We start from the raw sequence: 14,672 nt of genomic DNA on the forward strand, positions 1-14,672 counted from the left end.
ACTTGGAATCTATTTTATTTGGTAAATATGATGAAATTCTTTCAATTTAGTCGCTCATCTAGAGATTCTGATAAAGTCCATTATGTTGGACTAAGCCATCAAGGGCAGTGCATCTGCTTATGTTACAAAAGTGATGAAAGTGAGATTTACACGCTTTGGCATACTATTGATGATTATGAACAAGCACTTAATGCTCTCACCTTTACTTATCAGTTAATTGTTCCTATTCCACAGCACTATATTTGGAAAAAAACCATCATTCTACCTGCCCCCGACTCACAACTGGCTTTAGATAGATATATTGCTCAAATTCTAAAACAATATCTACCTATTACATCTGAACATCTTTATATAGATTACTACATAGAAAAATTAAATGAAGATAGACTTCATAAATTATCACTTTTTGCCTTACGTAAAAACTATCGCCAACCATTAATAAATAGCTTAAAAGCAATATTTGATTGTGAAGTCCATTGTCTTATTCGAGCAATTCAGCATCTAACTCAAATACCAAATGAACAAATTCAGCAATACTGTTTTATCATCGAAAATCAATTTATCTACTACCATAATCAACAATTCATTATTAATGATAAAAATGATAGTAAAAATACTGAAATTAATATAAATGGCTATTTACCAGAGCATTGTCAAAATAGCTTTCTTTATTTAAAAGCACTTGGAGGTTGTTTATGGAATGGCAAGGAATCAATTTAAATGGCTTTCGAGAACAACAATGGCTTAAGCAAACTGAAAAAAATTTGTGGTTTTTAACCGCTTGTATATGCATTTCTATAACATCTTTAGCCATAATCAGTTGGCACAATCAGCTATTATATCAACAAGATAGAGAAATACAAAAACAAGTTGAGCAACAAAAAGCCCATAACGCTGAATTGATAGAAAAAATAGAACAGCTCAGTTTACAGCATCAAAATCAAACTTATGAAACTATTTCATCGGAGCAAATTAACGCATTTGTTCACTATTTGAAGCATATTCAGTTATCGGGTGTAATTGATACCATTCATTTTTATAAGAATAATCAAGCGATATTAAAAATTGTAGGAAAACTACAAGACGAGAAAGAGATAAAAATATTAGAAGATCAAATTAAAGCATCTAACCATCAATATCAAATAGAGCATATTCAGATGAATAAAAATCATCAATTTGAGTTCAGTTTATTAATTTATATTAAATAAGACACCTTATGAAAAACAACATATTGAAAATTTATAACAATCCTTATAGTCCACTATACAGTACGTTATACTACCTAAACCAATATAAACATATTATTTTCCTTTTGATATTTATATTATTAAATACACCCTCTATTTTTCAGTTTTTTTCTATTTCAAACCAAACTTACGACCACCAAAAAAATGAGATCACCTTAAAAGAAGAGAATCTACATAAACAACAGCAGCTTAAATTGTTACAAGAAAAGTTTCAACTTAGTCATAATGAAAGTCAAAACATAAGCGATATAAATCAACAAATTAGATCCATTTTATCTCAAAATGGTGCTAGAGTTGAGAATATACAATGGAATATGGAAGAAAAGAAAATTTATTTAATTTTAAGTCAACGTACACAAAGTATATTTCAAATTATTCACTTATTAAATCAAGTTCCTACAATAAAATTTCAAGAAATGATATTAACAAAATTAAATAGAGAAAAGCATATCCAAATCAATGTCACATTATTACTTAATCAATAGGAGATATTATGTTAAAACCAATCTTTTTGATCACACTCTATTTCAGCTCTATCTTTACTTATGCTGATCCATTCTATAAAGATGAAGAACAAGCGGTGATTTCAGAGGAAAAAGTTGCAAAAAATGCAGAAAAATTGCCCACTTGCCTTCCTAACTCTCTCGTAAATAAAATCAATATGGAAACTACTTTTGATAAATTAACCTTAGTTGGCATTCTTCAAATTGATGAAAAGATCAGAGCTATATTTATTGATGGTAAAAAACGAATCATTGATTTATTTCCTGATGATTATTTAACAAAAGACAATATACAGATAAAAGAAATGGATTTTAAATCTGTACGTTATATTGCTTGGGATAAGGTTACAGAATGCCAAGCACCAAAATTATTCACACTCAAATTTTAAGGGAAAAATATGCGTAAGATTATCTATTTCTTTATTTTATTTTTTACGGTTTTTCCGATTATGGCAAACCAAATTTCTCTTTTGCTGAAAAACGCCCCTACTGCTGAAGTACTTGCTTATTTAGCAGAAGAAACCGAAAAGAACATCATCATTTCAGATGAAATTAAAGAGACTAAAAATTTAAGAATGGAAAAAAGTGATTTTGATCGCATTTTAAATGCTATTGTAAAAACGAATCAACTTTCGCTTAAAAAAGAAAATGAAGTTTATTATATTAGTCATAAAAACGCAGAGAAATTAGTAGAAAACAAAATATCTATTCAATCTAATGTGGATCTCACACCTAAGCCACCTAAATTAATTACCAAGACATTTAAATTACATTATTCTAAAGCATCGGAAGTGATTGATACGTTAACCAAAGGGCAAGGTAATTTATTATCGGAAAATGGTTATATTCATTTTGATGATCGCAGTAACAGCATTATTGTTAAAGACAGTCCTGCATCTATTAAAAATTTCACCCAATTACTTAAAATTATCGACAAACCGACAGAACAGATCGCTATTGAAGCCCGTATCGTTACCATTAGCAGTGAACATTTACAGCAACTTGGCGTACGCTGGGGGCTATTTTCACCTTCAGAAAGTCATCATAAATTTGCAGGTAGCCTTGAAGGGAATGGTTTAACAACCAATAATCTCAACGTAAATTTCCCTGTTAATCCGTCCGCTTCCGTTGCCCTACAAATTGCATCAATCAACAGCCGAGTGCTAGATTTAGAACTCACCGCTCTAGAGCGTGAAAACAACATCGAAATTATCGCCAGCCCACGCTTGCTCACCACCGACAAAAAAGTCGCTAGCATCAAGCAAGGCACGGAAATTCCCTACGCAATTTACAGTAAAAAAGAAGAAATTTCCGACATTGAATTTCGTGAAGCCGTGTTAGGTTTGGAAGTGACACCCCACATTTCAAGCGAAAATCAAATTTTGTTGGACTTATCTATTAGCCAAAACTCGCCTAACAGTCAAACCACCAACAACGCAATGGTCACCATTGACAAACAAGAGATAAAAACACAAGTATTCGCTAAACACGGAGAGACTATTGTGCTAGGCGGCGTGTTTCAACACTTAATTTCCAAAGGTGAAGATAAAGTGCCACTGTTAGGCAGTATCCCTGTGATTAAAACGCTGTTTAGCCAAAATCACGAGAAAATATCCAAACGAGAATTGATTATTTTTGTAACACCTTACATTGTGAAATCAGGGAAAATTCAAGGGAAAAGCAAGTAAATAGTGGCGACAACAAAAGCGGTCTATGCTAAAATCGCCCACTATTTTTTATTTCGATAAATTGAGGTTTTATGAAAGTTTCTCCCCGTCGCCGTGCGAGAGAGTGTGCGGTGCAAGCCCTTTATTCTTGGTATATTTCACAAAATAGTATTGAACAAGTTGAATTGGCTTTTGTTACCGATCAAGATATGCAAGGCGTGGATATGCCTTATTTCCGCAAATTGTTGCGTAGTACCGTTGAAAACATTGAAACGATTGATGAGAGCCTGCGTCCTTATTTAGATCGTGCAGAAGATGAACTGGATCCGATTGAACGCACTATTTTGCGTTTGGCTGGCTACGAGCTGAAATTTGAGCTTGATGTGCCGTACAAAGTGGCGATCAACGAAGCGATTGAAGTGGCTAAAGTGTTTGGTGCTGATGACAGCCATAAATATGTCAATGGCGTGTTGGACAAACTTGCTCCCGCGTTAAACCGCAAATAAACGTCAGTAGGCAAAGCAATGGGCGAGTTTGATCTGATAAAACAGTATTTTAATCAGCACAAGCGGTTAGATCGTGATGATATTCTGCAAACGATCGGGGACGACTGTGCGGTCACGCAACTGCCTGTGGATAACCAGCTCGCCATTACGACAGACACACTGGTTTTAGGAACCCATTTTTTACCGACCATTTCCCCAGCGGATCTAGCCTATAAATCTGTGGCAGTAAACCTAAGTGATTTAGCGGCAATGGGGGCAAAACCAGCGTGGGTTTCCCTTGCTTTGACCTTATCTGAAGTGGATCATCAATGGCTAGCAGACTTTAGTCAGTCGCTTTTTGCATTTTTAGATCAACATCAGACCGCTTTGATCGGTGGTGATACCACCAAAGGACATCTCGCCATTACCCTTACCGCACAAGGCTTCTTACCCAAAGGAAAAGGGCTGTATCGCCACAAAGCGAAAGTCGGCGATCTGATTTATGTGTCAGGTTATGTGGGCGACAGCTCCGCAGGTTTAGATCTGCTACTTAATCCACCGACATCACTTACCGCTGAACAGCATTACTTAATTCAACGTCATTTACGCCCAACGCCACGTATTGAACTAGGACAGTTGCTTCTTAATTATTCACAATGCGCCATTGATATTTCTGACGGTTTGTTAGCAGATTTAGGGCATATTTTAGAGCGAGGCGGTTGTGGTGCGGAAATTAATGTGGATAAGTTACCGCTTTCAACGGCATTATTGCAGACTTATTCACAACAGCAAGCAGAACAGTTTGCTCTCACTGGGGGAGAAGATTATGAACTCTGTTTCACTGTGCCAAAAGAACAGCAACAAGCAATGGAACAAGCCATTGCCAAACTTGGTTTAAACTGCACTTGTATCGGAAGCATTACGGACGCAAGCGGTGGTTTATCCCTATTAAAAAACGGGCAAATTTACCCACAACCAACTCATATCGGTTTCGATCACTTTACAGCCAAATGAAGATTAACTTAAAAAATCCCATTCACTTTTTCGCCTTTGGTTTCGGCTCGGGACTAATCAAACCTGCACCAGGAACTTGGGGAAGCCTTGCAGGGCTTATCCTTGCGATTTTTTTATGGAAACTGACCGCTTCTACCGCCTTTTTTGTGCTACTGAGTTTTGTCGCTTTTATCGGCGGTTGCTACCTGTGCGAAAAAGCAAGCCACGATCTTGGCGTACACGATGACGGACGGATTGTGTGGGACGAAATTGTCGCTATTTTTGTGATCTTCATCTTTTTACCCGAACACAGCTGGCTCTATTACGGGCTGACGTTCATCACTTTCCGCCTGTTCGATATTCTCAAACCTTACCCGATCCGCTATTTCGATCAACATCTCAAAGGGGGACTGGGCATTATGTTTGACGATATTTTAGCAGCCGTTTACTCGATCATTTCACTCTATTTAATTTCTTGGTGTATTTAAAATGTGGACGATCTTTTTTGTGCAATTAGTCGGCTTAATTAGTCCCGGTCCTGATTTTTTCTATGTTAGCCGCAAAGCAATGGCAGACACTCGTCGTAATGCGATTTTAGGGGCAATCGGCATTTCTATCGGCGTAGGATTTTGGGCATTGCTCACCCTATTTGGCTTGGCGTTTTTAAACAAAACCTTGCCATCATTTCAATTTATTTTGATGATTTGCGGCGGCAGCTACTTAACCTACAACGGTATTCAAATGGTGCAAATCACCCAAAACGCCCAAATTCAAGGCGGAAAAACAACAACCGACAACACATCAGCGTGGAAAGAGATTGTCAAAGGCTTGATGATCAACCTTTCCAATCCCAAAATCGTGGTCTTTTTCAGTAGTGTATTAGCAGGTTATGTGGCAAATCTATCCGCTTTATCGGATCTGCTTGCCGTGTTAGCTATTTTAGTGGGCAGTGCGATTGTCTATTTCTGGCTCGTTGCCCTACTTTTCTCACGCCCTGCTATTCGCAATTTTTACGCCAAATATAACCGCTATTTAGATAACTTCGCAGGAGCAGTGTTTATCTTGTTTGGTGGGAAGTTGGTGTATGAAGGGATTATGGCATTTATTTAGAGTTGCCCAAAAGTAACTCGAATCTGCTCAACGTTTTTATTGCCATCCAATTGTTTTAATAAGAGTGTTACAGCCCCTTTTCCCGCTTGTGGATAACCAAAATCTAAACTGATTAATTTAGGGGCAACAAATTGCAACATTTCATTCTGTCCAATACATGCAAGCGGTCGGATTTGCGCTATTTCTTGCATATATTTAAATGCTCCGACTGCTAAACTACTACTTGCGCATAATAAAGCCGATATAGGTTTATCAAAAAGTAAGCCAACATTTTGATAACCGCTCTCTGCACCTAGGTCAGCTTTAACCAAATTAGGTTCTAATTGGTATTTTTGACAAAAATTAAGGTAGCTTTGATTTCGTAGTTTGCCTGTTGTTTCATCACTATCTTTTACACCAAGGTATGCAATATCTCGATGACCTTGCATATAAAGCTTAAACATCAACGCTTCTACTGCTTTTTCATCATCATAGACAACTGAAGAAATCTGGGGATACTCTCGTGCTACTGTAACTAATGCACCTTTCCACGACTTCATCATATCTGCATTTAATTGAGAAAAACCAAACAGAATAATGCCGTTGACTTGGCGTTGTTTAAAGAGCTGGAAGTGTTTACTCACTAATTCAGGCTGAAACTTACTTTCAACAATTAATGGTGTAATACCTTTTTGATACAATTCATGCAAAATTGCACTCAATGTTTGGGACTCAGCCACAGAATTTAAGCGTGTTACAATAATACCAACAACAGGATCTGCAGCCCCTCGCATTGCTCTTGCACTACGATTTGGTTCAAAACCAACTTGACTGATAATGTCCTGAACTCTCTGACGTGTTTCTTCTGACACGTTCGGATCATCATTTAAGACGCGAGAGACGGTTGACTTACCAACCTTGGCAAGTAAAGCAATATCTTTAATTGTATATTTCATTAGATCGCTGGCTGTGCTTTCTCTGGAATTGGATCGCTTGCTGGAATAATCTCAATTTCTGAATCGTCTTGAGTTTCTTCCTTCTTATCTATTGGCTTTTCTGTATTCTCTGGCACACTATCTTTGGAAACATTTTCATTCGTTTTTTCCGAAGTTTTAGATTCCAAATTATCTACGGATTGTTCATTTTTCTCCGTACTATTTACCACCTGCGGAGTATTCACAACAAATGTCTTATCTTGCTCTTTTTGTTGAATTAATTTACGACCAATTTCAACTCGCGGATCTAACCAAATAGAGACAACTGCATCACTAAACTCTTTATTAAACTCTTCAGGAATCACTGTATCATTTAAAACAAAGTAGCCTTTATCATCCAAAGCGATATAACTTAATACATCATCCTTTTTAATGTTAGGAAGAATTTTGCGTAAACGATCTACAACATCATCTTGGTCTTTTAGTGTAATCCCTAGATTAGACCAAGAACGAGCAAGAGAAATAGCAAAATCACGCCCATCTACAGGTTTTGCATATTTTAGCGTCAACATCAAAGGACGCATATTTTCTATGTATTGCCCTGTTTCTGAAAACAGCGAAATATTATAAATTTTGAATGGGCCCCAAACATAATCTACATCATTAATTTTCTGCCACGTTGCTTGAGCAACTTGACTAAAGATTAATGATAAAAAAGAGATAAAAATAAGACGACGCATATGCTATACAATAACTAACCAAAATTAACTAACATTATACCGCTAAATGAAAAGATTTAGCATGAAGATTTTATAGGAAAATTTTGTGATCAACTTCAAATTTTGAAGATATTATCACAGCTAACTTTGTTAAAGATGATACTATGCGACAAATTATCCACAACATAGGAGTCAATTATGTTCCCAGAATATCGAGATTTAATCACCAAACTCAAAACTGAGGATGCGCACTTTGCTCGTCTTTTCGATAAGCACAATGAGTTAGATCAGAGAATAAAAAATATGGAAGCCAATATTGAATTAGCCACACACACAGAAGTGGAAATATTGAAAAAAGAAAAGCTTCATATTAAAGACGAGCTTTATGCTATATTGAAAAGCAAAGGATAAACCCTAAAAAATAAAAGCGGATTTAATCCGCTTTTATTTATTAAGAAGTAAATTATTCTGCTTTAATAACTACACGACGGTTAGGTTTCAAGCAATCTTTTAATGCTTGACCTGTTTCACCTTTACATGCTTTTACTTGATTCGCTTTACCACGACCAGTAGCTTTGATATTTGCTTTCACACCTTGTGATTGTAAGTAAGCTTTCGCTGTATTTGCACGTTCTTGTGATAGTTTTAAGTTATAAGCTGCAGAACCTAAACGGTCAGTATAGCCTGTTACAGTTAAGCGGCTTGCACCTGACGCTTTGATTTCTTTTGCAATACGATCTAATGTCGACTTACCTTTAGCAGTTAAATTTGATTTATCAAAATCAAATAAGAAGTCGCCACTTAACACATATTCTTTAGCTGGTGCTGGTGCCGCTGGCGCTGCAGGAGCTGGTGTTGCTGCCGGAGCTTGCATATCACGGTTAACACTTGATGCAGAGAAACAACCTGCAAGAAGTAATGCTGTTGCAGAAACAGTCGCTAATTTTGCAAAATTTTTAATCATCATAATTTCCTTAAAAATAATAAAATGGTTAGAAAATAAAACCGTTTGTTATACTAAATTTTTCTTGTCCAAAACACAAGATAAAAGGCTTTTTATTAAACAAAATATTTAAATGTTTTATTAATTTTTTGTAAAAAATCCGACAAATCTTACCGCTTGTACGCTATAATAACTCCATTTACTGTATAAAATCACATAAAGAGGCAGTGATGGATTTTTCTTTACTACTTGATGGCTTAAACGACAAACAGCGAGAAGCGGTGGCAGCCCCGATTGGTAACTATTTGGTACTGGCGGGGGCTGGTAGTGGCAAAACACGGGTGCTGACACATCGTATTGCGTGGTTGATCGGCGTGGAAAATGTCGCTGAATCGAATATCCTTGCGGTAACCTTTACCAACAAAGCTGCAACCGAAATGCGTCATCGTATTGAATATACCCTAGCTCAAGCAAGCGATCATCGCCTGTTTGGTATGTGGGTTGGGACTTTCCACAGCATTGCTAACCGCTTGTTACGCGCCCATTATCTTGATGCCAATCTTCCGCAAGATTTTCAGATTATGGATACGGAAGATCAGCAACGCCTAATCAAACGCCTGTTGAAACTCCATAATTTAGATGAAAAACAGTTTCCGCCAAAACAGGTGGCGTGGTTTATCAATGCCCAAAAAGATCAAGGCTTGCGTGCCAAAGATTTGAAGAAGAGCCACGATGATCTCCATTCGCAAAAACTGGTGCAAATTTATCAAATCTATCAAGAAGCATGCGACCGTGCAGGTTTGTTGGATTTTGCCGAATTGCTTATCCGTTCTTATGAATTGTTCAAATATAACCCATTGATTTTACAACGTTATCAACAACGTTTTCAGCATATTTTGATTGACGAGTTTCAGGATACCAACAACATTCAATATGATTTAATCCGCTTGTTAGCAGGTAATACGGGAAAAGTGATGATTGTTGGAGATGACGATCAGTCGATTTACGGCTGGCGTGGGGCGCAAGTGGAAAATATTCAACGTTTCTTAACGGATTATCACCAAGCTCAAACCATTCGTCTTGAACAAAATTACCGCTCAACAGGGCATATTTTAAATGCCGCAAATGAGCTGATTGCCAATAACGACAACCGTCTTGGAAAAAACCTTTGGACAGACAAAGGCGATGGCGATCCTGTTGATATTTATTGTGCTTTCAATGAGTTAGACGAGGCTCGCTTTGTCGCATCGCAAATTAAACAGTGGAAAGAAGATGAGGGCGATCTCAATCAATGTGCCGTGCTGTATCGAAGCAATGCACAGTCTCGGGTGGTTGAAGAAGCTTTAATTCAAGCCAACATTCCCTATCGTATTTACGGTGGAATGCGGTTCTTTGAACGTCAAGAGATCAAAGATGCCCTTGCCTATTTGCGTTTGATTGCCAACCGCCAAGATGATGCCTCCTTTGAGCGTGTGGTCAATACGCCGCCACGAGCGATTGGGGATCGCACTTTGGACACATTACGCCAGCTCACTCGTACTCGCCAAATCACTCTGTGGCAAGCCATTCAAGTGGCTATTCAAGAAGAACAACTTTCGGGGCGAGCAGCGTCTGCCTTGCTTCGTTTTGTTGAATTGATTAACGCCCTTGAGCAAGAAACGGAGCAGATGCCCCTGTTTGAGCAGACCGATTTTGTGATTAAAAAATCGGGGCTATATGAAATGTATAAGCAAGAAAAAGGCGAGAAAGGCGAAGTGCGGATCGAAAACTTGGAAGAGTTAGTCACCGCCGCACGCCAGTTTGTGAAGCCTGACGAAGCAGATGAAATGACGGATCTGACCGCTTTCTTAACCCACGCAAGCCTTGAAGCAGGTGAAACGCAAGCATCGCCACATCAAGATTATGTAGAACTGATGACGCTACACTCAGCAAAAGGCTTGGAGTTTCCACGCGTATTTATTGTCGGTGTGGAAGAAGGGATTTTCCCGAGCGGAATGAGCTTTGATGAAGGTCGTTTGCAAGAAGAACGCCGCCTTGCTTATGTTGGCATTACCCGAGCGAAGAAAAAACTCACAATCAGCTACGCCGAAAGTCGCCGATTATACGGCAAAGAAGAACGACATCTGCCGTCTCGTTTTATCGGCGAGTTGCCCGAAGAACATATTCGAGAAGTGCGTCTGCGTGGCAATATCAACCGCCCAGCCAGCGTTGCTACATTTGCAAAACCACAAGCTAAATCAACCGCTTGTATTGACGACGGCAACGTATGGAAAATGGGGCAAAAAGTCCGCCACGAAAAATTCGGGCAAGGTACCATTATCAATGTAGAGGGCAGTGGCGAACAGACACGCTTACAAATTGCCTTTGTACAACAAGGGATTAAGTGGTTGATTGCCAAAGTGGCGAAATTAGAAAGAATATAAAACAAATAAGCCGAGTTAACTACTCGGCTTATTTCATTAGGCTTGGTTTTCTCTTTCCACAGCGCGATAACCAATATCACGACGATAGAATCTGCCCTGCCATTGAATCTGTTCCGCTAATTTTAACGCTTTTTGTTGAGCCTCAAATACGCTAGAACCTAATGCTGTTGTACAAAGCACACGTCCGCCGTTTGTAAGCAACTTACCATCTTTCTGCTCAACACCAGCAAGGAACACTTTTTCGTCTTGTCGGTTTTCTGTCGGAATGCCACTGATTTCATCGCCTTTGCGATAATCGCCTGGGTAGCCTTCTGCCGCTAAAACAATCCCTAATGCTGCCTGTTCGCACCATTTTGATTGCATTTCGTGTAATTTGCCGTCACAAGCTTTTAAACAGAGTTCGACTAAATCTGATTGCAAGCGCATCATGATCGGCTGCGTTTCAGGATCACCAAAACGGCAGTTAAATTCGATCACCTTCGGCTGACCGTTTGGCATAATCATCAAGCCTGCGTAGAGAAAACCTGTGTATTCATTATTTTCACTCGCCATACCACGCACAGTTGGATAAATAATTTGTTCCATCACACGTTGGTGAATCTCTGCAGTCACTACAGGTGCAGGGGAATAAGCGCCCATTCCACCTGTATTTAAACCTTGATCGCCCTCTCCGACACGTTTATGATCTTGGCTCGTTGCCATTGGCTCAACATTTTTACCGTCCACCATCACGATAAAACTCGCTTCTTCACCGTCTAAAAATTCTTCAATCACCACACGGCTACCCGCTTCTCCAAAAGCATTGCCTGAAAGCATATCTTTCACGGCATCTTCCGCTTCCGCTAACGTCATCGCCACAATCACGCCTTTACCTGCGGCTAAGCCGTCCGCTTTAATCACAATCGGTGCGCCTTTTTCACGCAAATAAGCTAATGCAGGTTCGACTTCGGTAAAGTTTTGATATTCAGCAGTCGGAATACGATGACGAGCAAGGAAATCTTTGGTAAAGGCTTTTGAGCCTTCCAATTGGGCGGCGGCTTGAGTCGGTCCGAAAATGGTTAATCCTGCAGCACGAAATGCATCCACCACGCCGATCACTAACGGTGCTTCAGGGCCAACAATGGTTAATCCAATGCTGTTCTGTTTTGCAAAATCTACTAATGCCTTCACATCTGTCGCAGAAATCGCCACATTTTCAATGCCTTGCTCTGTGGCTGTGCCTGCATTACCTGGTGCAACAAAAACGTTATCAGCCAAAGGCGATTGGCGTACTTTCCAAGCAAGCGCATGCTCACGCCCGCCATTTCCGATAATTAAAATGTTCATCTGAATACCTCATCTGTGAAATAGGCTATCTTGCAAAAAATTAGCAAAATCTGACCGCTTACAGCTTATGAAAAAAAACAACGCAAACGTTTGCGCATTTTAACGGATTTATCTCCAAGCTAAAAGAAAAAAACTACAAAACTGTGTTTTATCTTATAATTTCATCAGAATCTACAAGAAGGAAAATATAATGACACAAGTAGCTTATTGGGTTTTAGTCCGTGATTTCGAACTCTATCTTGTTGATAATGAAATCCCTTTTGGCAAGGCTAGCCAATTTGGAATAGAGAATCGCCCTTTTATTGAAGTAGGGCAATATCAGCAGAAGCCTGTTTTACTTGTACAAGCTGATGCTCAAGATAATCACAGGGAATTTGTTAATCTACGCACTCAACTTTTTCGTGAAGAGCCAATCCTAAACTTACTTCACAGAGCCGTTTCACTTAACCATTTTTTAAATACCCATCGTTACTGTGGTAAATGTGCAACACCCTTTAAAATGGCAGAAAATGAACTTGCTTTGCACTGCCCTTCTTGCCATAACCGAATCTATCCAACGATTAGCCCGTCAATTATTGTTGCGGTAAGACGTGGTAGAAAGATTTTATTAGCGAATCATTTACGCCATAAAGGCACGATTTACACGACGTTAGCTGGATTTGTCGAAGCCGGTGAAACCGTTGAAGATGCAGTACATCGGGAAGTGTGGGAAGAAAGTAAAATCAACATTAAAAATATTCGTTATTTTGGTAGCCAACCTTGGGCATTTCCTAATTCGTTAATGCTTGGTTTTTTAGCTGATTATGAGAGTGGTGAAATTGTTTTGCAGGAAGAAGAGATTTTTGATGCGAAATGGTTTGACTGCGATGAGCCTTTGCCTGAATTACCGCCCGAAGGGACAATTGCGTTAAAGCTAATTCAAGCAACGCTAGAGCTGTGTAAACAAGCATAAAAAAGAGCAACTTCGACGTTGCTCTTTTAAAAATTTATGCTTTTTCTGCTTCTAGTCGTTCAAATGAAAGCACTTTACGTTCTACTTTACGCAAAATCACAGTCATAATACCAGTGATTACCAAATAGATTGCTCCAGCTAAACCGTAGATGGTTAAAGCGTCATACTCTGTGCCGTAAAGTTGGCGAGCATAGCCCATAATATCCATAATGGTAATGGTTGAAGCTAGAGACGTTCCTTTGAACACTAAAATAATTTCGTTGCTATAAGACGGTAATGCCCGTTTTAATGCGTAAGGGATTAAGATTTTCAACGTTTGTAATCTGCTTAATCCTAAGGCTGCACAGGTTTCCCACTGCCCTTTTGGTATTGCTTTAACTGCACCGTGAAAGAGCAAGGTGGTGTAAGCGGCACTGTTTAAGGCAAGAGTGAGCATTGCACAGAACCACGCATCAGATAACAGCGACCACAACGGGCTAGCAACAATCCATTGGAATTGTCCTGGACCTGCGTAAATTAAGAAAAACTGCACTAATAACGGCGTGCCTGTAAACAGGGTTAAAAAGCCGTTTACCGCCCCTTTCACTAGGCGATTTTCCATTGAGAGTAGGAATGTCATTCCAACGGCAAGGAAAAATGCCACAATCAGCGAAACAAAGGTGAGCAATAAACTGGTTGGGATCCCTTGTGCGATCACCATAAAGTATTCTTGCAACATTATTTACCTCCCCTTTCAAAGCGGGTGAATCGTAGCTCAAGTTTGCGAATAATCACTTGGCTCACTAAGGTTACTGCAAGGTAAATTAATGCGGCGGTTCCATACCAAGTAAAAGGCTGATGTGTGCTGGTATTAATCAATTCGGTCTGACGCATAATGTCGTGTACGCCGATAAGCGAAACCAACGCAGTGTCTTTCAACAATACAAGCCATTGATTGCTCAAACCTGGTAAAGCGTGTCGCCAAACTTGTGGCATCACAATATTGACAAAGGTATAACCACGACTTAAACCGAGTGCCGCCCCCGACTCCCATTGTCCTAATGGGATCGCTTGAATAGCACCACGTAAGGATTGAGACGCATAAGATGCAAAAATAATCGACAACGCCACTACGCCACAGCCAAACGCCCCCAGTTCAACATATTCGCCCGTGATGATTTCAAGCACTTCAGGCGCGCCAAAGTAGATTAAAAAGACCACCAAAATTTCAGGCAAGCCACGCAACAGGGCAACGACAACTGTGGTCGGCTTGCGTACCGCTGCCCATTTGTGCGTTTCCAACACCACAAACAGAATAGCAAGTAGCAACCCGAGCAGTAAAGAACAAACAGCCAACCCTAAGGTCATTAGGGTTGCTGAATAAAGTAAAGGAAGATAATCCAAAAACATA

At 39.3% G+C, this 14,672-nt stretch carries 18 protein-coding genes; 12 read left to right on the forward strand and 6 right to left on the reverse strand.

The annotated features are described in order from the left end of the window. Window positions 1–30 precede the first annotated feature (30 nt). The 9 genes from C5N92_RS03560 (at window position 31) to C5N92_RS03600 (ending at window position 6,005) form a co-directional block, all read left to right on the forward strand. Window positions 31–720 (forward strand): type IV pilus biogenesis protein PilM, encoded by a 690-nt coding sequence (locus tag C5N92_RS03560; protein ID WP_111749489.1) that lies wholly within the window; start codon window positions 31–33, stop codon window positions 718–720. Continuing rightward, complete coding sequence (locus tag C5N92_RS03565) at window positions 696–1,208, forward strand: hypothetical protein (RefSeq protein WP_111749490.1); 513 nt, start codon at window positions 696–698, stop codon at window positions 1,206–1,208. The genes C5N92_RS03560 and C5N92_RS03565 overlap by 25 nt, the downstream gene beginning before the upstream one ends. A gap of 8 nt (window positions 1,209–1,216) precedes the next feature. Further along, a complete protein-coding gene (locus C5N92_RS03570; protein WP_111749491.1) occupies window positions 1,217–1,732 on the forward strand; it encodes an ATPase in 516 nt (171 codons plus the stop codon). 8 nt (window positions 1,733–1,740) lie between these two features. Continuing rightward, on the forward strand, window positions 1,741–2,139 hold the full coding sequence (locus tag C5N92_RS03575) for a hypothetical protein (protein WP_111749492.1): 399 nt from the start codon (window positions 1,741–1,743) through the stop codon (window positions 2,137–2,139). Window positions 2,140–2,148: 9 nt separating this feature from the next. After that, window positions 2,149–3,438 (forward strand): type IV pilus secretin PilQ, encoded by a 1,290-nt coding sequence (gene pilQ / locus C5N92_RS03580; protein ID WP_111749493.1) that lies wholly within the window; start codon window positions 2,149–2,151, stop codon window positions 3,436–3,438. A 71-nt stretch (window positions 3,439–3,509) separates the two neighbouring features. Beyond that, window positions 3,510–3,923 (forward strand): transcription antitermination factor NusB, encoded by a 414-nt coding sequence (gene nusB, locus C5N92_RS03585; protein ID WP_111749494.1) that lies wholly within the window; start codon window positions 3,510–3,512, stop codon window positions 3,921–3,923. A gap of 18 nt (window positions 3,924–3,941) precedes the next feature. Next, complete coding sequence (thiL, locus tag C5N92_RS03590) at window positions 3,942–4,916, forward strand: thiamine-phosphate kinase (RefSeq protein ID WP_111749495.1); 975 nt, start codon at window positions 3,942–3,944, stop codon at window positions 4,914–4,916. Beyond that, window positions 4,913–5,383 (forward strand): phosphatidylglycerophosphatase A family protein, encoded by a 471-nt coding sequence (locus C5N92_RS03595; RefSeq protein ID WP_111749496.1) that lies wholly within the window; start codon window positions 4,913–4,915, stop codon window positions 5,381–5,383. The genes thiL and C5N92_RS03595 overlap by 4 nt, the downstream gene beginning before the upstream one ends. Window position 5,384: 1 nt before the next feature. Further along, on the forward strand, window positions 5,385–6,005 hold the full coding sequence (locus tag C5N92_RS03600) for a LysE family transporter (protein WP_111749497.1): 621 nt from the start codon (window positions 5,385–5,387) through the stop codon (window positions 6,003–6,005). On the opposite strand, the gene C5N92_RS03605 is transcribed toward C5N92_RS03600, so the two are convergent. Both C5N92_RS03605 and C5N92_RS03610 read right to left on the reverse strand, forming a co-directional pair. Further along, the gene (locus C5N92_RS03605) at window positions 6,002–6,940 is read right to left on the reverse strand and encodes a LacI family DNA-binding transcriptional regulator (protein ID WP_111749498.1); all 939 of its coding nucleotides are present in this window, start codon (window positions 6,938–6,940) and stop codon (window positions 6,002–6,004) included. The genes C5N92_RS03600 and C5N92_RS03605 overlap by 4 nt on opposite strands. Then, entirely contained in the window at window positions 6,940–7,659 is a 720-nt protein-coding gene (locus tag C5N92_RS03610; protein WP_111749499.1) for a pyruvate formate lyase-activating protein, read from the reverse strand. The genes C5N92_RS03605 and C5N92_RS03610 overlap by 1 nt, the downstream gene beginning before the upstream one ends. A 177-nt stretch (window positions 7,660–7,836) precedes the next feature. Between C5N92_RS03610 and C5N92_RS03615 the strand changes: the two genes are divergently transcribed. Further along, the gene (locus C5N92_RS03615) at window positions 7,837–8,049 is read left to right on the forward strand and encodes an HP1242/YdcH family protein (protein ID WP_111749500.1); all 213 of its coding nucleotides are present in this window, start codon (window positions 7,837–7,839) and stop codon (window positions 8,047–8,049) included. A 52-nt stretch (window positions 8,050–8,101) separates the two neighbouring features. On the opposite strand, the gene C5N92_RS03620 is transcribed toward C5N92_RS03615, so the two are convergent. Continuing rightward, window positions 8,102–8,605, reverse strand: coding sequence for an OmpA family protein (locus C5N92_RS03620; RefSeq protein WP_238138386.1), 504 nt, complete (start codon window positions 8,603–8,605; stop codon window positions 8,102–8,104). A gap of 206 nt (window positions 8,606–8,811) precedes the next feature. Here C5N92_RS03620 and uvrD point away from each other — a divergent pair, with 206 nt between their 5' ends. After that, the gene (gene uvrD, locus C5N92_RS03625; protein ID WP_111749502.1) at window positions 8,812–11,004 is read left to right on the forward strand and encodes a DNA helicase II; all 2,193 of its coding nucleotides are present in this window, start codon (window positions 8,812–8,814) and stop codon (window positions 11,002–11,004) included. A gap of 36 nt (window positions 11,005–11,040) precedes the next feature. On the opposite strand, the gene purD is transcribed toward uvrD, so the two are convergent. Then, complete coding sequence (gene purD, locus C5N92_RS03630) at window positions 11,041–12,330, reverse strand: phosphoribosylamine--glycine ligase (protein ID WP_111749503.1); 1,290 nt, start codon at window positions 12,328–12,330, stop codon at window positions 11,041–11,043. Window positions 12,331–12,520: 190 nt separating this feature from the next. Here purD and nudC point away from each other — a divergent pair, with 190 nt between their 5' ends. Then, window positions 12,521–13,282 carry an NAD(+) diphosphatase gene (nudC, locus tag C5N92_RS03635; protein ID WP_111749504.1) on the forward strand — a complete coding sequence of 254 codons (762 nt, stop codon included), beginning with the start codon at window positions 12,521–12,523 and terminating at the stop codon, window positions 13,280–13,282. A 34-nt stretch (window positions 13,283–13,316) separates the two neighbouring features. Here nudC and artM read toward each other — a convergent pair whose 3' ends face one another. Together artM and artQ are read right to left on the reverse strand one after the other, a co-directional pair. Beyond that, entirely contained in the window at window positions 13,317–14,000 is a 684-nt protein-coding gene (gene artM, locus C5N92_RS03640) for an arginine ABC transporter permease ArtM (RefSeq protein ID WP_111749505.1), read from the reverse strand. Beyond that, entirely contained in the window at window positions 14,000–14,671 is a 672-nt protein-coding gene (gene artQ, locus C5N92_RS03645; protein ID WP_111749506.1) for an arginine ABC transporter permease ArtQ, read from the reverse strand. The genes artM and artQ overlap by 1 nt, the downstream gene beginning before the upstream one ends. Window position 14,672: the final 1 nt, after the last annotated feature.

This window comes from Glaesserella australis (assembly GCF_003260095.1).
Taxonomy (GTDB): Bacteria; Pseudomonadota; Gammaproteobacteria; order Enterobacterales; family Pasteurellaceae; genus Glaesserella; species Glaesserella australis.